General features: G+C 33.6%; 14 protein-coding genes. 5 read left to right on the top strand and 9 right to left on the bottom strand.

The window, feature by feature from the left end; translation table 11 throughout:
* Positions 1-429 precede the first annotated feature (429 nt).
* From TERY_RS00650 to TERY_RS00640, 3 genes are all read right to left on the bottom strand, one after another.
* Positions 430-1,335, bottom strand: coding sequence for a PD-(D/E)XK nuclease family protein (locus tag TERY_RS00650; protein ID WP_011610046.1), 906 nt, complete (start codon positions 1,333-1,335; stop codon positions 430-432).
* 286 nt (positions 1,336-1,621) lie between these two features.
* Entirely contained in the window at positions 1,622-3,616 is a 1,995-nt protein-coding gene (locus tag TERY_RS00645; protein WP_011610045.1) for an ATP-binding protein, read from the bottom strand.
* A 251-nt stretch (positions 3,617-3,867) separates the two neighbouring features.
* Positions 3,868-4,722, bottom strand: coding sequence for a hypothetical protein (locus TERY_RS00640; RefSeq protein WP_370496343.1), 855 nt, complete (start codon positions 4,720-4,722; stop codon positions 3,868-3,870).
* Positions 4,723-5,432: 710 nt separating this feature from the next.
* Here TERY_RS00640 and TERY_RS00635 point away from each other — a divergent pair.
* A complete protein-coding gene (locus TERY_RS00635) occupies positions 5,433-5,699 on the top strand; it encodes a hypothetical protein (protein ID WP_155994207.1) in 267 nt (88 codons plus the stop codon).
* 537 nt (positions 5,700-6,236) lie between these two features.
* Positions 6,237-6,704 (top strand): Rho termination factor N-terminal domain-containing protein, encoded by a 468-nt coding sequence (locus tag TERY_RS24570; protein WP_011610042.1) that lies wholly within the window; start codon positions 6,237-6,239, stop codon positions 6,702-6,704.
* Between the two features lie 352 nt (positions 6,705-7,056).
* On the opposite strand, the gene TERY_RS00625 is transcribed toward TERY_RS24570, so the two are convergent.
* Positions 7,057-8,004 (bottom strand): glycosyltransferase family 2 protein, encoded by a 948-nt coding sequence (locus TERY_RS00625; RefSeq protein WP_044136244.1) that lies wholly within the window; start codon positions 8,002-8,004, stop codon positions 7,057-7,059.
* Positions 8,005-9,018: 1,014 nt separating this feature from the next.
* Positions 9,019-10,086 carry a polysaccharide pyruvyl transferase family protein gene (locus TERY_RS00620; protein ID WP_011610040.1) on the bottom strand — a complete coding sequence of 356 codons (1,068 nt, stop codon included), beginning with the start codon at positions 10,084-10,086 and terminating at the stop codon, positions 9,019-9,021.
* A gap of 55 nt (positions 10,087-10,141) precedes the next feature.
* Here TERY_RS00620 and TERY_RS00615 point away from each other — a divergent pair, with 55 nt between their 5' ends.
* Positions 10,142-11,350 (top strand): glycosyltransferase, encoded by a 1,209-nt coding sequence (locus tag TERY_RS00615; protein WP_011610039.1) that lies wholly within the window; start codon positions 10,142-10,144, stop codon positions 11,348-11,350.
* The gene (locus TERY_RS00610; RefSeq protein ID WP_011610038.1) at positions 11,350-12,960 is read left to right on the top strand and encodes a hypothetical protein; all 1,611 of its coding nucleotides are present in this window, start codon (positions 11,350-11,352) and stop codon (positions 12,958-12,960) included. The genes TERY_RS00615 and TERY_RS00610 overlap by 1 nt, the downstream gene beginning before the upstream one ends.
* Before the next feature lie 1,069 nt (positions 12,961-14,029).
* Here TERY_RS00610 and TERY_RS24565 read toward each other — a convergent pair.
* The 4 genes from TERY_RS24565 to TERY_RS00590 all read right to left on the bottom strand — a co-directional run bounded on the left by TERY_RS24565 (position 14,030) and on the right by TERY_RS00590 (position 18,647).
* Complete coding sequence (locus TERY_RS24565; protein ID WP_011610037.1) at positions 14,030-15,004, bottom strand: hypothetical protein; 975 nt, start codon at positions 15,002-15,004, stop codon at positions 14,030-14,032.
* The gene (locus tag TERY_RS00600) at positions 15,004-16,446 is read right to left on the bottom strand and encodes an AAA family ATPase (RefSeq protein ID WP_011610036.1); all 1,443 of its coding nucleotides are present in this window, start codon (positions 16,444-16,446) and stop codon (positions 15,004-15,006) included. Before TERY_RS00600 ends, TERY_RS24565 begins: the two co-directional genes overlap by 1 nt.
* A 578-nt stretch (positions 16,447-17,024) precedes the next feature.
* Entirely contained in the window at positions 17,025-18,080 is a 1,056-nt protein-coding gene (locus TERY_RS00595) for a fatty acid desaturase (protein WP_011610035.1), read from the bottom strand.
* Positions 18,081-18,383: 303 nt separating this feature from the next.
* The gene (locus tag TERY_RS00590) at positions 18,384-18,647 is read right to left on the bottom strand and encodes a hypothetical protein (RefSeq protein WP_011610034.1); all 264 of its coding nucleotides are present in this window, start codon (positions 18,645-18,647) and stop codon (positions 18,384-18,386) included.
* Between the two features lie 1,312 nt (positions 18,648-19,959).
* On the opposite strand from TERY_RS00590, the gene thrC reads away from it, so the two are divergent.
* Positions 19,960-21,075, top strand: coding sequence for a threonine synthase (thrC, locus tag TERY_RS00585; RefSeq protein ID WP_011610033.1), 1,116 nt, complete (start codon positions 19,960-19,962; stop codon positions 21,073-21,075).
* The last annotated feature ends 815 nt before the right edge of the window (positions 21,076-21,890 follow it).

Raw genomic sequence — 21,890 nt, 5'->3', positions numbered from 1 at the left:
TTGTTTTATCAGGCTTAATTTCACCAATTTTGTGTAACAAGCGGTAATACATGATTGACTGTCCATTGACCTTATCTAACTTCCAAGGCCTGCAATAAACAGATCAAGCCTGCTAGTTTGACGACTAATAGCTCATGTAACTTCAGAGCAAGTTGTTACTAAGGGTACTTGAGCAACGGAAGTTACTCTAAATCTGGTCAGGGGAGGAATTTAGCCTGCATAACTACCCTTAGTGATACTCAATTTGGGAGTGGCCTAACTTATATGAGCTTGTCAGGCCAAACGAATCATACTCGTTCGGTGGTAACCTAATAATTATCAAAATTATTGAATCTAAAACTACCAGGCAAAATGTTTTTTGAGGGTTAATCAAAATCTCCATTACAAAAACAACTTCTGAATTTGTAAGTTCTGACTTTGTTAACACCTTTACCCACCCCCATCAAAAAAACTCTGACACCTTTCCTTTTGAGGGCAAATATCACATAAATACTCTTTCTCCGTAGGTGGAGGTGAGCCAGGTTGAAACTCCTCCCATTTCAACCACTCCCGCATCTCTTCCAACTTATTGGGAACTAAACTCTCCACTACGTTCTCCAACTTTTCCCAGGAATAATAATACTCTCCCAACTCAGGCAAAACCCAATAAACAAGAGCATCAACAGGCACTTTTTTCTTTTGTTTAAGCAAAAAACTATGGAGAGCAACTCCTATTAAATGAGACAATACTTCCACAGTTTCATAAGTTTGAAAATGAACCACACACAAGCGACGAGACTCAAAATCAAAAATTAAATTATTAACTTTTCCCGTTAACTTTTGAGTCTTACCATCTGGTATTTTAAAAGTATAATCTACTAGTGTTTCTCCCATAATTAATGTGCGATGAAGCACAACACTTTCATGACAGTAACGCCGATTTTTAACAATGATTTTAGATATATTAAAAATCATTTTAGTTAAAACCCGCCAAATTTGATACAATGCTGTTGTTAAAGTAGCATCTTTTGTAATTATTGTTTGTAAATAAGGAAAGAAAATCAAACCATAAAATAATTGCTGTATTTGATTAGCGATCGCCCCTACCACCAACCCCTCAAATTGTCCTGCAAACAAAACTTTAATTCTAGATTCTTGCCAAATCATATTCATTAACTGATTAGCTAAGTCAAGAAAAGCATTATCAATTTCCTGGATATAATTCTTGGGAAAAAACGGATGATTACCTCCAAAACTATGTTTCAAATAAAACAAACGCGGGCAATCAAAAGCAACTTTAACATTATTAATACTAAATGGTGGAGATTGTAATTGCGGTTTATTACTTATTGGCATTGACGGACTATTTTAATTTTCCTGTTTTTTTCAAGCAATTAACGTAACTAACAATTTTTAATAATTATCAGTTTTATCTATAACATTTCTCAATCTACTGAGGTACAGTTGTTTTTTCTTTTTTATTCCCTGTTTCACTAATTGCTATGACCTACAGACATTGCATGCAACGTCCCTACCTACTTGCGCGTAACGAAAGAATTTTGCACTTCACTCAGAGATGAGAATTACTATAGTTTATATTAAAAATAGTTAATCATTCTAATAATCAGTTATAAATTCCTTATTAACCAGGAACAAAACAAACTAATTGTTCATCTAATCCTAATGTAGGAGTAATAATTTTTATTTTATTTTCTCCCTCAAGCTCTGTTATTATTATATCAATTTTTGAACCTTCTATTTTGACAAATTGATTTAGTGTATTTTCGATTATGCTGTTGCGTTCCATCAAACTTTGTTTTCTAATTAAATTTAATACAAAATCCTTGACCTCATCTAAATCTAGATCATTTTCCTGTTCTTGAGTACCTACAGAAACAACTACAGAAAAATATTTTAATAAGCTACAGTTATTGAAAATTTGTGATTCACCAATTATTTCTTCAAACTTTTTCAAATTAATAATCTTACCTTCAATAACTAATTCATTAGCGAGGACAGCATTCACCAAACTATGATGTGTAGCTAAAAAATGCACCGATTCTAAATTAGGTTTAATATGAATATTTTTTGACTTACCTTGGAAAATTTTTCTATATATTTTATTGCTAAGATTTTTAGAATTTCCTACCTCAGAAGTTCTCAGTAAATATAAAGTTTGACACAATTTTTTATTCACTACTTTCTGACAAGCCTTCATTGTATTGTAAAAACTATTCATATTTGGATCTTCTGTCCAAACTATACCGATAATTTGCTCTTGGTTTTGTTTTTGATAACTCAAAGAATGGCTGGCATATTTCCCACTTAATAATTTAGTTTTTACCTTCTGACATTGTAAAGAATTTAATACTTCTTGTAGCATCCGAATCAATTCAGGTGCTGCTAAATCAGTAATTTTGCTAATTTTTTTCTGAGTCTTATTGTAGTGGTCTTGCCAAATCAACTTAAAAGTCGCCAATTGTGTTTCTGGTGTTAAATCTTGACTATTCTGTGTCTGATTCAATAATTTTAATTTGTACTGCTCATATTCTTTACGTCCCAATTCTAGTATATTCCGAGGTAGAGTTATTCCTCTGGGAAACTGCTGTTCTAATATTTCTTTTGACAGAGGAAATGTAGCTGATTTAGGCCTAGTTGTTGCCTGGGAATGTAAAGTATTTAAACGAGTTGCTAATATAGCTTCACCCTGTTCTAAAGTAATTGGTTTTAAATGGAAATATCCTGCATTAACTCTGGCTTTATCTGCTGGTTGAATGAATTTAGAATTTTGTTTCCAGGTACTCGTAATAATACTAATAATTATCAGAAAATTTTGTGGATAGTGAGTATGAATACTAGAATTAACATTAAATAATGCTTGTAAATCTAAGGTTCCATTTAACAAGCGAGGAATATTATCAAGATTATCAAAACATAAAACAATAGGTTGAGATGCAGCGGAAATAATTCCCAAGTTAGTAATAATTTTTTGCGCAGAATATTCAGAATCTATACTATTTTTAATGCCCAAAGATTTTAAATCGTCTTCATCCAAATCATCCCCTCGTAACCATTCACAGGCAACAGCGTTATACTGGGGATCTAGTAGATGATAGAGGACACTGAAAAAATCATTAGGATTGTAAATCCCAGAAGGGTAAATTGCTTTAAGGTTTCTAATGAATACTCTTCTTTCACCAAGAATTTTTTGGACCAAATTACTATTTGGGAAAGCTAATAGACTTTTGAGGCATAGTAATAGCTGAGAATCTGTTTTACCATCTGGAGTTTTCATCAGGCAGTCAACAGTTTGACGTAAAATATGTCTCCAAATATAATCACTATGAGGCCAAGGATCGACATAGACAAAAAAAGCTTTAGTATTGAATAATTTTTTAATTCTCCCCAAAAGGTAACTTTTGCCAGAACCAGAGTCACCTGTAAGTATCAAAGTACGGGGGTGATGTTCCTGAGCCACTTGCTCTAGTACAGTTTCTATATCAGTGATAATATTTTGATGGATAGAATCAACATTCAGGTTAGAATTTTGTTGCTCTTGCCAAAAATTAATAGTATAAAGAGTTACAGGATCGAAAGGATTAAGTTCTCTTTGAATAATTTGATCTATAGATGCCATAATATAAATTGTTAGTATTTTTAAGGATGCTTAGAGAATTACGATAGCAGATATAAGAAGATTTATACCAGTTTCTAAAAATACTGCTAGATTAACTTTTTTTTATTTCTAGGGAAGACCTGGATTTTGCCATACAGAAAAATTAAATAGATAGCAAGGATTTTCCCTATTCCCTAAGACTTAGGGACGTTCGATGGAACGTCCTTATCTGCTCTTTTTTTTAACTGTAAAGATTTTTTGGTAATTTTGTATTAGTCGAGAATGATAAAAAATAAACATCCGCCAATGTTTTGAGGGATACCTGCTTCAATTTGCTCTGGTGTATAGGATCTTACCTCCTGTAGGGAACTTAATTCTATTTGATGATTTCTTTCTAAACGGTAGAGTGCCTGATCTAGTTCTTCTCGGGATAAACGGGGTTGTAGCTTTTCTCGTAGATGAAAAATCGGTAAGTACTTATCTGTACCATGACGATTGTCTAAAGACCAAATCTCTGCTAAAATTTGATCGTCATTGGGTTTTTGTTTTTTTTTTGAATCTCCAGAAAACAACGGTTTTTTTTCCTGATTGTAGTTTGTACGCATTAACTGGAGATAATCACTTAACATTTTCAATGAGATTTCTTTTGCCGTACTGTGAGATGAATATTCTTGGCACAAAAATTGCTTTCCTTTTTCTGTTAGCCAAACTTCTTTGATTTTTTGAGCAACAACTTTGATTAAATCCTGGTCTAGTAAATCTGTAATGACAGCTTCTCTATAGCTAGGCATGATACCAGTTGCTCCCGGAGAAATAGCACCCCGAGCAGTTGCTTTGAGTACTTTTAACTCTTCTGAGGTTAGTGAATTGCTATCTTTTTTACTATCTAGAAATGATTTTCCCTGGGCTGATATATTAATTTTTGTAACCTCCCTTGTAAACTCTACTAAACCTTGATCGCAAAGGCGGTAACAGATTTCATCCCTCTCAGAAACCTTCATTCCATGCTCTGGCTGAATTTTATTAATAGATACTCGATAGTTTTTGTAGCCTAGTAATTTTAAAATAAATTTTAGATGTTTAAGATCCATGCGATCATCTTCTCCCCACTTGCAAAAATTAGCCAATTAATACTATTATTAATCAAATAGGTAAACCTTGACTATTTTGTGCAAAAAAGTTACAAAATAACTTCAGCCACTTTAATAGAATTATGCGATCGCGACCTAATATGGCCATAAAATTTATGCCGTAAGCTCCATCTTTTTCAGAGTAATTTATGATTGCGACCTCTCTTGGCTTGTTCCCTAGCTATACCTAATCAAGTTTTAGGACTAGAGCAATAACTTAACACATGTTGACAAGTGTTTACTGAATTCATAGCATACAGTCAACTGCTACTAAGATCATAATTTATTTGTCAACTGTAGTTAAAAAGAGTATGCTAAAGTAGCCTGATAAAAGTTAAATCTGGGTAAGAGAAAAAATCACAAAAGACATGGCAAAAATCAATAACTAAAAACACTGTTGGGCTTGGTGATATATGAGCTTTTAGCCTGAGAATTAAAATTCCCACACATTTGACCATAAACCTGTTAGGATCGCTTAGGCAGCACTAGACAGTTCACTCCCTCTGACCACCTAATCCTATTTTTGTCTTACCTGGGATTGAATTAGGATATTTCTAATAGCTGGAAAAGTAAAAAATCCTAAATTTATCAAAAGTTACAAAAAGGACTAACAAGGTTAATGTAATTTATCTCCTTCTATCTAGATGTTACCAGCATCATACCTTATATTTGATTTGATTTTAGGAATTAAGGAAAGTTATAAGGGAATGGTTTCAGGAGAGCGCAAAAATCGACAAGAAGAGTTATCGGTACAACCATTAAATTTGGAATTGGAATTGATTTCTATATCCCAAATTACTTTACCAGAGTCTCAGGAGAAATATCTTCCTCCAGAAAGAGATGAAGCTCTATTTAATAGTCTTATAGATCAAGATAGTAGCTTGATACCACTACTTGTCAGATTAATAGAGATTTGGGTGTGGGAAAATTTAAAATGCTCAAAAGCTTACTATATAAGACTTTCATTATTTTAGGTCGAATCCAGGCTTAAGGATCAACTGATAAGGGTTTTAGGCATTTTTATCCTTAATTCCCAACAACTCTAATAGATAACTACGACTATGAACAGCAATACGAAATCATTCGTGGTGCTGATATCTGTTAAGTTGTAAAAGAAGTTGAAACCAATAAAATATGGGCCTGAATTGATAAGAGGAAAGATGAACAAGTGGAGATAGCTAGACTACAGATGGAGAAATTAACTCAAGCAAAAAAGCTAGTAGAAACACTCAACTTTGATCATCTATTACAACAACTTGAGGTATCATTTGATCAAAAGGTAGATTGTCTCACCAGAAAAAAATCGATCAATCAATTAATAAAAATGAGGAGGTTATTAGAAATCAATTAACATCTTTGCTGGAGCAAAGCATTGATATTGCTCAAATTGAGCATTTTAAAAATGATTACATGTCCTAGAAAATTAAGTTTATAATAAGGTAGAAACATTGGTAAGAAAAACCACAAATTCAACAACTAAAAAGACAATATCTAGCTCTACAGGAGTGAAAATGGAATTATTATCAAAACAGCTTGATGATCTTGACAAACAAATAGAAAAAAAACTTGAAGGGATGGTAAAAACAGTTAATCAGTTTTCCCAGTCTATTAAAGATCTTGAAGATGACTTAAAAACTCAAGTCTCAGCAGTTCGACGTCAATTGCAGGCAATACCAGAACTAGATTCTACCGTAGAAGTAGAAGCTAAAACTGAGACAGCACCTAAGACAACGACCAAGAGCAAGCCAACCTCGACAACCTCTAGGTCTAAGGCGACTACCACCAAAACAAGTACTAGAAAGACTAAAGCTAACTCAGCATCTCAGGTAGAACCAGAAGTTCCTGTTGATGACTACGATACCAAATCACTCAGACAACTTAAGAAAATTGCCCAAGAGCGGAAATTACGTGGTTATGCGCGAATGAAACGCCCGGAAATTCTCAAGGCTCTTCGGGAAGCTGATGCTGCTGCTAGTTAAGATCAGCTTAATCCTGAATATCAAAAGTTAAGTAATTAGGGGTTGTACGATCATGGGATGACTTTGATATATGCCAAAAGTCTGTCCCAAAATCAATAGTTTCAGCTTATATAAATTTAATAGACCTTTCTGAAAATTAATCTCAAACTTTTGTAATTACTAGGCTAAAACTTAGTTTTTAGAGATGTCTAATTATCATCCCGTAAGTATGCAACCCCAAGTATTAGACCTCTCCAAAAATACTGATTTAGGAACGGGAGAATGAGGGTTGAAAAACTTTTTGGAGGAAAAGTCTATTTATTATAGTGCAGGCAACTTAGCCTGCCTAATCAGTCTAATCAGTAGTCGACTGTTAACTGCGTAGCCTACGTATAAATTTGAAAGCAAGCTCACGAGTTTCTATAGGTAATATAGATAATGCTAGCCCAGTCCACGCTCTTAGTGGAGAAAAAGATTTTTGCTCCCAAACCATATGCCTTCCTTTTTGAGTTTTACCTGTTTCAATTAGTAGTAGTCCCAACATTAGCTGAGTTTCTGCTAGTCTTGACTTTCTAAGTGACTCTAATTTACTCAACTTAAAATTAAATTGTTGTAAATAATTTAGCTTATCAGTTAGATAAGGAATTGCCCGGTTAATTCCATGCTGTTCTAGATGAAAACGATATTCCATTAATTTTTCTGGCAAATAATAACCTGTTTTTCCTGCTAGAGCTAGACGGACAAATAGATCGTTATCTTCACAATTTTGTATATTAGGACGCATAAATCCTACTTCTTGTAGGGTTCTATTACGGAATAATGTTGCACCAATTTGAAAACTTTGATTAATAAATACTATTTCTAGTAAATTGTTTACTCTTCCTTCTAAAAGTTGAGTTCTACCCCATTTTTGAGAATTTTTATCGGTTACTTTTTGATCTCGTTGATTGTTAATATCAATAACCCAATGGTCAGTTCCTACAAAATCAATACTTGGATTTCGATCTAGAATGAAAATTGTTTTTTCCAAAAAATCTGGGGTCAGACCATCATCATCATCAAATTTGATAAAGTATTCACCTGTGGCAGCATTAAAACCAGAGCGCATATTATTGCTTTTACCAATATTTTGTGGATGCCTAATATAACGAATTCTAGAATCATTCCACTGACTAACTACTTCAGCAGTATTATCTGTTGAACCATCATCAGTTATAATTAATTCAAAATCATTGTAAGTTTGATTCAAAACACTATTTACTGCATAGGGGAGCAAATTTGCTCGGTTATAGGTGGGGATGCAAACACTAACTTTTATCATTTGCCATAAAAAATTACAGAATTTATGAGGGAACTTTAATATACAGCAGATTCCGGACACATGAGGTACAAGGCTTAAATAGTAAAACTCTTGTAGCCCTTGCATCTTACTTGCTATGTATACTTAATAACAGCGGAAAGTACTTATTAGAGTTATTTGGTGTGGGAAAATTGAAAATACTCAAAAGCTTACTCTGAAAAATTTTCAAAATTGTAGGACTCAAAAGCACACTTCAACCTGGACTTGTTTTGGGTTTTAGCCATTTTTTTCCCTTAATTCACAACAACTCTATTATTAACCTAATTTTGAATGATACAGCAGGTTTCGGACAAATGAGGTACAAATCTGAGTAACAAAAGTTTTGTAGTGCAGGCATATGCTTGGCAAAACTTGACCTCACCGGCAATGGAAAGTACTGTAACTAAAATACACAAGCAGATTTATACTGAATCAATACTACCAATAACCCTTGCTCAAATAGCGCGCATTTATTGCCGATAAGGGAAGATTTTTAGTGATGGTGAAATAGATGTTAAAGCTCTCTAGCTTTTACTGAGGCGATTGAAAATATTTTCTAAAATTGGCTTATCTATCAATTTATTGAACACAATTAAGCCAGATTCTATAACTCGTAGAAGGGTAATCTTGATTTTTATAATTATAGGGCATTATTTCATGTTGGGTCTATCCTTTTTGAGAATCTGCAATCCTTTTTCACGAGCACATCCCACGGACTATATTTTTCAACAACCCACGTTTTAATCTTTTTGTCAAACTTTATAGATGCTGATCAAGTATATACTAATCCTAAATGATTTTGAATATAAATCAGGTATCATGGAAAAGCTCAATTGTTAATTTTACAAATTTTAACTAAATTTTTTTATAGAGACTTTCTCTAATATTATTTAGGATTGCTATAGGTAGGTTTTATTGGTAAAACTTTTGTAAATAAGGACTTTGCTTGAACTGAGAAATTAGCTCTAAAATCATCCTTAAATGATAAAGAAATAATTAAGAAAAGAAAATTTTTTCCAGGCAATACCTGGCGGTAGAAAATTCTTTTAATATAAACTTTTCTGGTTTTTTGTATTGACGAAAAATTGTCATTATCCTTTCCATAGATATTGGTTTCATAAAATCTACTAATCTTTCTTTAACTAGAGTATCTGTCTTATGAATGTAATTGAAAATTTTTGATCTATAACTACCAATCCCAATATTTGGAATGCCTAGTATATCAGCAAGTATAATTGAGTGGAGACGATTTCCTATATGGAAATTCATCAAGCTCAGAATTTCTAGAAAATCTTCTGGTTCTTTCCAGGAATGAATTTTATAATTAGTAGAAGGGAGATATTTTTTCAGCAATTCATGGAAACGATTATCATTTCTTTCCCTATATTCTCCTACATGTCCAGGCAGCAAATGAATAACACAATTATAATTTTTAATTAGAGGCATTAACTGTTTTGAATAAAATTTAGCTCTGCTCTCACCCCACCAGTTTTTGCCAGAAAATGATATATTAGCAATATTAATTTCTTGGTTTAATGGCTTTAAAAATTTTTCATAAATAGTCAAATCTAAGAAAGCTAAATCACCTCCTAGACTTGGTAATTGCTTAAATTTAAGCTGCTTTAATACCATTTCATAGGAATAGTCATCTCTAAGATATAGATAGTCTGATTTTTCAAAAATATTGACGATCTTGCTTTTGCTATTATTTTCCTTAAGTACAGACTCCAATCCAACTCCAAGAAAGCCAAAACGCTTACCCATTAATTTTGATAATGTTTGCAACTTCAATAAGTTACCTGGTTTACTTTCTAAGTCTAAACTTCCTCCACCCCAAGCAATATAATCACTTTTCAATAGTATTAAAGCCCTCTTAATTTTTGATAATTGATTATTAGCAAAATAAAAAACCTTTGTACTCTCAAATTTATAATAGTTTTCTGCACCTAAAATAAAAATATTTTTAACTTTTTGTTTGCTAGCTAAGTAATTAGTAAGTTGCTTAACGAACAAATCATCTCCAATGTTATGATAGCCATAATACCCAATTAACATAATGTTCATAATACAAGCTTTTGATCGTCCTCATTATATGTGAGTTAAACAATTTTGAATCCTTATGAAAATCTTAATGCTTTCCTCTACTTTTCCTTATCCTCCTAGCAAAGGCGGTACACAAGTTAGAACATTTAATCTACTGAAATTTTTGAGCAAGAAACACTCTGTTACTTTGCTAACACAAAGCTCTCCAGATGTCAATAATTTAGAAGTAGATTCATTGAGATCTTATGTAGAAGAATTGGCCATATTTCCCCGCCCTCAAGAGCCTAAAAAAGGAAATTTTGCAAAACTAAGACGTTTTAGTAATTTTATAATAGAAGGTACTCCACCCAGCGTTATCTCTATATATTCGCCAGAAATGCAAAAGTGGGTAGATGAGTTTGTGGGAGCAGGTAGATGTGAGGCCATTACTTGCGAACATTCCGTTAATGAAATTTATATTCGTCATCAATGGCAGGAGAAAGTCAAAACCCTAGTTAATGTCCACAGTTCAGTTTATGGCACTTGTCGGCAACAGTTGGAAACTGGCATAGCAGAGAAGCCTTTGCGAGATAGACTGAATCTTCCCCTACTCCTGCGTTATGAAAAACGTTATTGCTCAAAATTTTCCTTTATAATTGCCACAACTGAAGAAGATGGGAAACAACTAAAGGAATTTAGCCCCAATAGTCAAATTTCAGTTATTCCGAATGGGGTAGATCTTAGTCATTTTCCTTGTCGTAGTAGCGACCCAGGAGGAAAGCAATTAATTTTTGTGGGAGCTATAGATAATTTTCCTAATATTGATGCAGTTCGGTTTCTGACTCTAGAGATATTGCCTAGGGTACAAGAACGTTATCCTGATACAACCTTAGCATTGGTAGGGGCAAGACCAGTACGAGAAGTACAGGAATATTCGACTCGCCCAGGGGTAAAAGTTACGGGCCGCGTACCTTCAATAGCAGAATATTTACATCAGGCTACAATTTGTGTAATTCCTATGCGCACTGGTTTTGGAATTAAAAATAAAACCTTAGAGGCAATGGCAGCAGGTACACCTGTTGTGGCCAGCAATCGTGGTTTGGAAGGATTAGCAGTTGATGGTGCAGGTAAACCACTAAGAGCATTAAGGGCAAATTATGTAGAAGAATATGTAGAAGCCATTGGTCGGTTATTTGAGGATAGGCAGTTAAGACAAACGTTGTCAGAAAACGGGCGATCACTGGTAGAAACCGAGTATACTTGGAAAATTCAAGGTCAGCGGTATGAAAGGGTATTACTAGGATAATGAAAAAAAAGATTTACAACTCCAAAGTTAGTTACATACAAGAGAAATCTCCTAAGGCTTTTCAAACAGTTGAGAAAAACTATTATCCTAGAACTAGAAAAGCTACACAAATTAGTCAAATTACCTCTACTACAAAATCTAGGAGACGTCGCAGACGACCATCTCAGTCTCAAAAACTTTCGTTGAAATTGCTATCTTTACCTTGGCGGAAATGGATAATTGAATGGATAGGAATTACTTTGTTATTTGGTGGTTCTAGTTTAATGGCAGTGGGAGCATGGCTTAGTGTCAAGTTAATTTCTGATCCAAACGCTATGGTCTTATTCAATCAAATATTACCACAATGGACTCAATTCTACATATCTGGGAATAAATCTTTAAAAACTCTTGAGCAAATTAAATCTAATATTAAAGAAGAAGGGTTTAGCTCTGGAAAAACTTTTTCTCTTCCTAATAAAACAACAGATTCTAGTTCAGATCTATTAGTGCCAGTAATGAAGCAAATTGAATCTAGAGCATCTTTGCCCTGTGAAACTCCCTGTCGGGAAGTAGTAGAATTGCGGGTCTATCAATCAGTTTTATCTGTTAATCAACGAGAAGGCAGTAAACCATATTTTCGATTAGTTAATAAATTACCACTAGAAGGTCCGGCTGAATCTTTTGTAATTGAATCTACTATTGAATCTGCTTCTGCTCTTCTAGGTTCAAATCAACCTTTACCTATAACAACAGTACGTCAGTTTCAAGGCAAAGTTCCTGCCTCAGGAGTTTGGTTTACTGTCAGTGGTCAGAGATTACAAAATAATAAAGCTATTCCTTATGGGCAAATTATTAATTATAATCCCACTAGAAATTACTTAAGTTCCATGTTGGAGTGGAAAAGTGCTGCTGGTCAAGCTCCGATCTGGCAGGAAATGACTGGTGGGGAAGATCCAGAACTAGTGATCGAGCAAACTGTGGGGTTAGATCCTAATTTTGATATTTATTGGATTCAACCGCGAAAGTTTATACTTAATCCCATTGAGTTGGAGAAAATTTCCCTTGATGAAACTCCTATTGGGGATGCATATTATAGAGATGCTCTGGGGTTAGCTCGTAATGGTTTATGGTCTCCTGCTTTTCCTTTAATTGAACCTTTGCGAAAGAATTTAATAAATAAATCTAAATGGTCGAAAAAGGCACAAGCTCAGTTTGATTTGATTAAGTTTCATGCCAATATTACAGAAGCTCAGGCGATCGCCTCCTGGGCAAGCCCAAGTCAAAAAGTTTTAGCTGGTTTAATAGATGGTCGTTGGCAACAAAGTCTAGATGTGTTTGAAAATAATTTGAGCAGCAATTATGATATTGCTAAATTACTGCAAAATGATACTGGTCGTCTCCGCAAAAGAGTTGACGCAACTATTAAAGTAAATAGAGAGGAAATGAATGCGATAGCTTGGGGTACTCTAATTGTCGCAAGTCAAAAAGGCCGAAAAAGGGCAATGTCATGGTTAAATAAACAACCATCTACTAGCAAACAGGCAAAGGAAAAGATTGAAAAATTATTGGATCAACTAGATGCTGCTTTTGTAAAAGAGGAGAATATATACAAAAATCAAATTCAGCGATGAGAGTTGTTACGGCAGAATTCAAAAGTCAGAATTTATAACGCAGAAGGTGGGAAGTTAAAGTTGTCCAATGAAATTGGAATAATTCCGAGAAAATAGTGGGTAAAATAATTAAGATAAAAGAAATTCCTTTCGGAACAAAAAGTTAAGCTCCATACAGGCAACTGTATCTACCAACAACAGCCGAGTATATTGTAACTAATGACTTAAGTCAATCATCACTAAAAGCTATGAATTTGAATATCAAACCAGATGGAAAATTGAAGAATTTTACCCTAGCATTAAACAATTAACATGTCTAAGACGCATGTAGGGTGATGTTTGGAGATAATTCAAAAAATCTTTAGGCTTGTGAGATGGAACGTATAAAATTTTTGAAAAACATTTGCACATAAATTCCGGCAAAAATATTTACCAAGAATTGCAACGAATTATTATCAGATGAGTTTGGCCTCAGAATTGAAATATCCTTCAATTAAGAATAACTAAAGTGTTTTTGAATAAAAATAGTTAAGGTTTTGCTCCGTGTGGCAAAGTACCGAGCGCGGATAAAGCAGAGCATGAAGATCGCGCTTTTTTTGTCATGAACTATATATATTGTCTTTGCGTAAGTCCTGTCTTTTTTGTTATTGGAGATGTCTAATGATTTACAAGTCATGAATAGTATAGCGATCTAACAAAAACTTAGGATGCTCTCTCTATTCTGGATTTGCTATAGAAACCCATTTCTAAGTACAAGACAAGGTTTCTTGACTTCTAGAATAGGAAAAGATTTCATATCACCCTGTGAGAAAAAAAACACTCTTTTGATCTGCTATACTAATCCTAAATGATTTTGAAGATAAATAATGAGGTATCATGGAAAAGTACAATTGTTTAGGGTACCTGATTTGACTACATATAATAATTTCTCTAAAATAATTGAGAATTGCTATAGTTATCAAAAAAGCTATTAAGCATATTTTAATTACTTAATAATTGAAGTTTCACCCAAGTTAAGCATTCTTTTTTTACCAAAAGTAAAAAAAAAGAAAAGCTGATTATTTATTAATTAGTAATTATTTTTTCACAATTAATCAGGTATATAGCCAATCTTTTTTAAATTGTTGTAAGTACCTTTTGCAAATCCTTGTATTTTATCTTGATGACCTTTTCTTGCTGTCTTTGCTGATTTTTCTAAATTTTCCCATGTCAGCTTTTTACCTGGTTTTCGCCAATATTCAATTGCTTTCCATGCCTCATTTCCTCCTCTTATATTGTTACGCTGGAAAGCTTGTTGGATTTCCTCTTCTGTTTCTACTGTTAACAAATTAACTCTTTGTAGTTGATTAGATTCACGATCAATAGCTTCTAAATATCGATTTAAAGCTGTTTTATTTTTTGCTAATATATCTAAAGCTTCCTGCTTAGATAGATTACTAATTTTTTGACGTATAATTTCTAGTTTATTATTCAGAATTTCCTCAATTTCTGTGATATTTGTTTTTGGTAATAACTGGTTAACTTTACTTTCAATATTCTCCAGTTTTTGCTCTATGATCTTATTTTCTTGAGATTGATAATCAATAGGAGATGATGCATTTAATCGATCTAACTTTGTTGTTATTAATTGCAATTTTTGATCTAGCAGCTTATCTAAATTACTTAAATTGATTCTACCTTCTTCTTGAATTGTAGGAGCTTCAGATACAGGAGAAATATTTCTAGGAATTTTCATAAAGTCCTCAGATATAGGATAAATATTCCTGAGCATTTTCACCTGTTCTTCTAACACATCTGCTTTATGACCTTCAATAATAAATGCTCCTATTCTTTCCCCATCACGAGGATTTATTTCTTTTGCTCTAAGTGCAGCATAATACTCAAAATGTCCGTTAACTACTTCGTAAGATTCCCAACCAATAGTACGTACAACTAGAGGTTTAATTGTACCTTCAGCTTTTAAAATTAACCGAGCAACTTGTTCTAAATCTGACTCTGAAAACTCGGAACGAGATACATTAGAAGTAATTTCTTTTACAAGTAAAAATTCTGGAGATAATAACATTATTGTAGTCCAATTTTGTTTAATACTTCTTTTGCTAATGACTCAAACTCTTGGGAAGAAGAAGAATCTAGTGCATAGTCAAATATAGAGCTAGGTTCAGGTATCAACAAATTTCCAACTTCACGAGTTTTATCAACACACCTAGCAAGTTCTTCTCTTTGAAATATAACCGTTTCCATAATATTAAGATCGTAACGCTTAGAAACTGCTTGAATCTGTTTTGGTAATGTATGTTGTACAAATCTATGATTAGGGTTAATTTTACAAGGCAGTACACCTAATATTTCTATATCTGGTTTATTCATCATTTGCCGAAAGGGGTTAACATCCCGCTGAAGATAATTTTTAACATTAAATAAACCTTGATTAGCAAATGGTTTTAAGTCTGAAGGAATAATTAAATAGTTAGCACTGACTAAAGGAACAAAGGCATATAAATTCAAAGAAGGTGGGGTATCTATTAGAACAACATCATATTTTTCTTCTACGAGTTTTAATTTTTTTATTAGTGCAGTTTGAGTACTTCTTAGACCGTTCAACTCACCTTCAACATCCATTAAATTTATATGAGAAGGAACTACATCAATTTCTGGATCATTAAACCTAGAAACTCTAGATACTTCCGAAATACTAGAATATTCATCATACCTCAAAACATGATAAATATAGGAGTCTTTTATATCATCAAATTGCTCATCACTAAATTTAATTAGACCGGTTGCAAAAGTTGTATTCGCCTGACTATCTAAGTCTATAACCAAAACTCGATAACCTTTTTTACTCAATGCAGCAGCTAAATTAACTACTGTTGTCGTTTTTCCAACTCCACCTTTATTATGATAAACAGCGATTACTTTCATCGAATTAATACTATTTTTATTCATTTCATTTACCTTATTTTCAGGGGTGTTGATAAGATTTTTTTCTGTCTTATATTGAGTAGTGTTTGCGTGACTTAACCCTGCTTCTTCTAGACGAATTTCCGGTTGCTCAGAACTCACATTTTTACCCAAATAATCTCGACCTACTAATGCTTTAATTTCTTCTATTTTGTAATCGACTTCACTTCCCCAACACTTAAATACTAACTTAATGTCATTTTTTTCTCTCTTATAAATCCTAATTTCTTTAGCATTAGTTAACAAGCCATATTTTACATTCAAACTTGTTAAATATCGCCTAATTTGTCGTTGATGGCGGTCTAAATTTTTTTTTGGGTGTTTTGCCTCCATTACTAAAGCTAAAGGATAGTCTCCATTCAAAGAGAAAGGTAATTCCTGAGCAGCAAATGATAAAAAGTCTAAACGGATATTACCTAAGGTCACTTCTTGATGCCAATGTTCGAGACTGTATCCTAATTTCGGCAGTAGATAACTAACAATTAGTTTGCTTTCTACTTCGCTTTCATTGCGACATAAATCTGGATTAAAACTGAAGCTCATTATTTCTTAACTTGTCATTTTTTCATTGATTCAATCATCTAATTTGATAGAATGGGTTAATTGATGTCAATAATATACGAAATTTGTTTGATTGTATTTTTGGGTATTATTCCACAAAAAAAAATCAGGTCAAAATGCCAGATTATATAAAAGTTTAGGTGTGGCTGAAAGAACGGGATGAATCTTTATCAATAGGCACATCCCAAAACTTCAGATAGTGAATTAATAGTTGTACAGAACGTTTGAGTCTCTCTATTTTCGAGGGAATAGGACAGTTTCTTGTGATATAACCGAGCTCAATAATCTCTCAGGCCTGCAAACTTGTATTTTCTGCTGTACAATACCTATACAATTCCGTCACTCACTAGGCAAAAGTAGGTAATGCGTGGTCAAAGATATTTGCTTCTTGCTTCAACCACTGGAGGCCGACCTCGTCCAGTTCACAAGCGTAAGTTAAGGTATAGACTACCCTATAATTGTTTGATTAATTTCTCCATAATGAGATAATACCACTGCTACATTTAAGATTCAAACCCGGTTATACAATTTTAGAAGCTGATAGCTGAGTGTAGTTCAAATTACTGGGAAACTTTCTGAGCATCATATTCTTTAAAACTGAGATAGAACTTAGTCTGATTATACAAATGACACTGATCTGTTATTTTTTTCATTAAAGACCAAGAAAAATGAGTTTCATAAAGTTTATCTCCCCATTTATCCTTCAAAAATTGATGTGCTTGCCTAAGATTATATGAAGGAATTCCTGTTGAGATATGATGGGGAATATGTACATTAATATCATGACATAGAAATTCTACCCAACGGGGATAATCACAATGTACTGTACCAAATAATTGAGCCTCTGCTTCATTCCACTCTGGGACAGGAGTAAAGGGAATTTCTGGTACTGTATGGTGAACAATAGTAAATGTACTCATCCAGAAATGGTAAACTAACCAAGGCATGAACCAAAACTTGAGTAAACCCCACATACCAACTGTAGCTATTAACAAAGGAAATGCGATCGCACTAAACCCAAAAACTACCAATGCAGAAAACTTTACATCTTCCTTATTATTTTTCTCAAATTTTCTCCAATCAAAATGCACAACTGCCCAGTGAGCAATAGAAGCTAACCACCAGAGTCTACCACGCATAACCCTATACACTAACTGCATCGAACTACCAGCAACCTCATAATCTTCTGGATACCAAGGTTGCCAAGCATTGTCCTCACCCATCTTATTAGTATGTTTGTGGTGATGATTATGGCCTATTCGCCAACCATGAAAGGGATAAATTAAGGGTAAAAACACCAAATGACCAACTAAATCATTTACCCACCTACGGTTAGCAAAAGAGCGATGACCGCAGTCATGGCCAATAACAAAAAACCCTGTTAATGCAGTGCCAGTGAAAACCCAGAGTAGGGGCAATAAAAACCAAGGTGCAATTATTAGTCCCCAATAACCTAAAATTACCATGAATATATTGGTTGTCACCATTGCCCATGTTTTCCATCGATCTTTGATGAAAACTTCTCGCGGCAAAGTTTTTACAATATCTTTTAGCTGTAGTTGGTGCTTTTGACCATTAGAATTGACCTGAGCAGATTCTTTAATTGATACAGTCATAAATTGTTTAAATTCCCCGTTTTTTTTTGATAGTTATGTAGTAAATTTATTACTCCAAAAAAACACGCCAGCTCAAAAACTTTGCTGGCGGTTTTGAGCTCAGAAATATTTTTACAGCTAATGCTTAGAACTAATAGTATTTAGTGATTTTTAGTAAATTGTGTTCAAAACAATGGTGGCTGTATGTAGCAAGATACTTCTTAATTATATCATAATCTTTTTACTAACCAGATTAATTAATTTTGTTGCTTTTGCTACTTCTTTTTTTTTGCTCAAGTTTAGCTATAATAGCCTTCAGAATTTTTATAGGCTGACTTCTTTTTCAATCAGTGAGACTAAATTGCGTTCTCTAATGGTTCGTAATTCTAATAAGAGAGTTTCTATTTCTGCCTCAAGGTGAAGCAACTTAACTTGTTGATCTGTTTGATATAAGGACTTCATCTGTTTTAAGGTACGGGTTTGATTAGTTGATTTTCCTTCTTCATGTACTTTTCTAGCAGCATCTAAAGAAGAATCAGCTTTAGAAAAACTAGATGAGCTCTCAGAAATCAGTAAGTTATTAGCCATTTATACCCACTTAAAATTGTTTTTATCTAAGAATAGATTACAGCAAGTTAAGCTATTTAACCTTGATTAAATCAAAATTTAACCTCCAAAATTAGATCTTGGGTTCAATTAAGCTAATACTAAACAATTAATAAAATATAGCAATCCTATTTTGATATTGTCCAAAATCTTGCTGATTCTTGAGAAATAGGGAATAGGATTTGGGACTGCCGGGGCAAGAGTTTCGGAGTTTATTTCTAGTGTTTGAATTTTTACAACCATTTGCTCCAATTGCTGTATTGGGGTAAGTAAGTGAGATTTTAGTAGACTTTATAGAAATTTGATTAAGTTTTTATCCCTTAAGTTATCGACCAAAAAGTTATTGAGAAAGTCTTGATTAACACTAAAGTTAAATTCTTATTTAGGGTAGATTTGCCAGTTGCCAACAATAAATTGCCAACAATAGTTGCTCATCCTAGTGTCTAATTGTAAAAATTAGTAATAGTATTCTTGAGTCGAGAATCTTTGAGTTCACGTTTTTTTCTAAATAAAAAGCTTGAGATTCTCAAGTTACGAATCTGTGAACTCCTCAATTGCTTACTTAATGGCCAAAAAAATATAACTACTCGCAGTATTCTATAAATAAATTAACTTTTGCAACTAGATACTAGGTAGAATTTGTGCGTTGTAACCCACTGATATAGCTAAAGTCAGAAATTAGAAGGAGTAAAGTTAAATTCCAATTCCCAGAATAGATATAAACTTTTTGTGGTATAATTAAATGAGACTAAAAAATGAAATTACTACGATTAAAACTATTAACTATACGATACGTTCAACCAAGCTAGTAAGCCTGAAACTCTCGTCAAGTAAGTTAGCTGTTTTGATTATTGCCTAATCAATACAAATGATAGTAGCTTCGAGAGTATGCCCAACTGGTGAAATATGTTGAAAATCCTGAAAAAGTAATACAGCCGATTTCATCAAGGGTGAAGTATAGCTGTCGTAGTTAAGGTGCCTGTAATACAAAGGTTTTATTTAAACCCCACCCACTCCGGCGAGGCATTTTTTAATATGAGTACTTCATATACTTGGAATCTGCCGTAAATCTTCATCTAATATCTAACCAATTTATACAAAACATAATGCCTATAAGGATTTTTAATAGGTTTTATTGTGTAAGGTTACTTTGACTAGTCCCCAAAGAATATAAATCTGGTCAGCGAAGAAGAAAAGTTCTAAGGCTCATTTATCTTGTTGCGAAGTGTCAGCTTATAATTCCTCTAATTTCAGTATTAAGAGTAGTCAAATTAAACAATTCAAAACTTTAAAGATGACTTTAGAATTATCATATCAGTCAAAATTATTGTCCCCCTATCAGTCAAAATTACAAGGTTGGCCTGGCTTGATCGAGGCCTATAGATCCTATCTACCTGTCACAGAAGAAACTCCTGTGGTGTCACTGAAAGAAGGTAATACTCCTCTGATTCCTGTGCCAGCCATCGCCGATAAAATAGGCAGACAGGTGGAAGTATTTGTTAAATATGATGGCCTCAATCCCACGGGTAGTTTCAAAGATAGAGGCATGACTTTAGCCATATCTAAGGCTAAAGAGGCAGGAGCTAAAGCAGTAATATGTGCCAGTACAGGCAATACTTCTGCTGCTGCCGCAGCTTATGCTTTACGGGGTGGGATGCGAGCTTTTGTTTTAATACCTGATGGTTATGTAGCTCTAGGAAAGTTAGCTCAAGCTTTGTTATATGGGGCTGAAGTTTTAGCAATAAAGGGAAACTTTGACCAAGCCCTACAAATTGTCAAGGATGTGGCTAAGAAATATCCCGTGACTTTGGTCAATTCAGTTAATCCCTATCGTCTGGAAGGTCAAAAAACAGGTGCTTTTGAGCTGGTGGATACTTTAGGCGATGCCCCAGATTGGTTATGTATTCCTGTGGGAAATGCCGGAAATATTACTGCATATTGGATGGGATTTTGTCAATACCATAAAAGTAAAAAATGCGATCGCCTACCAAAAATGATGGGCTTTCAGGCTGCAGGAGCAGCACCTATTGTTAAAGGCTATCCTATAGCTCATCCAGAAACAGTGGCCAGTGCTATTAGGATTGGCAACCCTGCTAGTTGGAAAAAAGCAATAGAAGCTCAAAAAGCTAGTCAGGGAAGTTTTACTGCTGTTACTGATGAGGAAATATTAGAAGCTTATCGTTTATTGGCTTCTAATGAAGGGATTTTTTGTGAGCCTGCTAGTGCCGCTTCTGTTGCTGGTTTACTCAAGATTAAAGACCAAGTTCCCAGAGGAGCAAAGATAGTTTGTGTGCTTACTGGTCATGGTCTTAAAGACCCAGATGTAGCAATTAAACATAGCCATAATGATCACTTTTCCCAGGGAATAGAGCCAACTACGGAGGCAGTTGCTAAAATTATGGGATTATGACAAAGTTCCCAGAAGAAAAATATTTTGGGTTTGACAATTAAGTTTTTTCTCTAATCTTTACCAATTGTTGAGGTCTTCCCCGACCTCAAGGCAATAGGTTTCAGTTAAGTCTTTTTTTGGCACTTCAGTAGTCTGAAGAGCTACTCTAATAGTTCCATAATATAATAGTTTTGGTCTTATCTGAACTGTATTAGCCCTAAAGGTATGGGGATTCTTTCCTTTACTAGACTTATAGACTTAGCTATTAGGTTGTTTGAGTTTTCATACCAAATATGATTGAATTAGGAGGTATTCACAAATTAAAAACCCAAATCTGATCAGGATTTTTTACTTAATTAACTAAGCTACTAATAACTGGATTTGGTATCACGGGGTAATCAACCAACACCAACCAAAAACTTAGAAGATAGTTACGGTTTTTAAGTACTCGAGAAACATTAAAGTTCTTTAAAACTATTACTTAGTTTTCATTAATAATTTTAGTAAAAAATTTATAGAAGCTTCCGCGGATTTGATAGTAAACTTAGAAACAATAATTAAGATGATTTGTTATGAAATTATATTCAACAAATATCTGATACAAAATAGTTGCATCACGTCTGAATTAGAAAATATTAATTCGGCAAGTAGCAATAATTTTTATTGTCACTAAAGGTTGGAAAAAAAATGGTAAAACAATATAAATAATATAACAATTTATAACTATTAAAAGATGGGAAAACAAAATTTGGTAATCTTAAAAAAATCAGAGGAAAAGCATCATAAAATCTAGATGCAACTAAGGTAGAATTATGTTAGTTATTTACATTTAAAGC

Origin of the sequence: Trichodesmium erythraeum IMS101, assembly GCF_000014265.1 — a bacterium.
Lineage (GTDB): Bacteria > Cyanobacteriota > Cyanobacteriia > Cyanobacteriales > Microcoleaceae > Trichodesmium > Trichodesmium erythraeum.
The sequence above is the reverse complement of the archived record's forward strand: the minus strand, read 5'-3'. Positions and strand labels throughout refer to the sequence as shown.

Bases quoted from the DNA above. Each gene is read 5' to 3' on its own strand.
- TERY_RS00650 (WP_011610046.1), bottom strand. From the start codon at position 1,335: ATGCCAATAAGTAATAAACCGCAATTACAATCTCCACCATTTAGTATT.
- TERY_RS00645 (WP_011610045.1), bottom strand. From the start codon at position 3,616: ATGGCATCTATAGATCAAATTATTCAAAGAGAACTTAATCCTTTCGAT.
- TERY_RS00635 (WP_155994207.1), top strand. From the start codon at position 5,433: ATGGTTTCAGGAGAGCGCAAAAATCGACAAGAAGAGTTATCGGTACAA.
- TERY_RS24570 (WP_011610042.1), top strand. From the start codon at position 6,237: ATGGAATTATTATCAAAACAGCTTGATGATCTTGACAAACAAATAGAA.
- TERY_RS00625 (WP_044136244.1), bottom strand. From the start codon at position 8,004: ATGATAAAAGTTAGTGTTTGCATCCCCACCTATAACCGAGCAAATTTG.
- TERY_RS00620 (WP_011610040.1), bottom strand. From the start codon at position 10,086: ATGAACATTATGTTAATTGGGTATTATGGCTATCATAACATTGGAGAT.
- TERY_RS00615 (WP_011610039.1), top strand. From the start codon at position 10,142: ATGAAAATCTTAATGCTTTCCTCTACTTTTCCTTATCCTCCTAGCAAA.
- TERY_RS00610 (WP_011610038.1), top strand. From the start codon at position 11,350: ATGAAAAAAAAGATTTACAACTCCAAAGTTAGTTACATACAAGAGAAA.
- TERY_RS24565 (WP_011610037.1), bottom strand. From the start codon at position 15,004: ATGTTATTATCTCCAGAATTTTTACTTGTAAAAGAAATTACTTCTAAT.
- TERY_RS00600 (WP_011610036.1), bottom strand. From the start codon at position 16,446: ATGAGCTTCAGTTTTAATCCAGATTTATGTCGCAATGAAAGCGAAGTA.
- TERY_RS00595 (WP_011610035.1), bottom strand. From the start codon at position 18,080: ATGACTGTATCAATTAAAGAATCTGCTCAGGTCAATTCTAATGGTCAA.
- TERY_RS00590 (WP_011610034.1), bottom strand. From the start codon at position 18,647: ATGGCTAATAACTTACTGATTTCTGAGAGCTCATCTAGTTTTTCTAAA.
- thrC (WP_011610033.1), top strand. From the start codon at position 19,960: ATGACTTTAGAATTATCATATCAGTCAAAATTATTGTCCCCCTATCAG.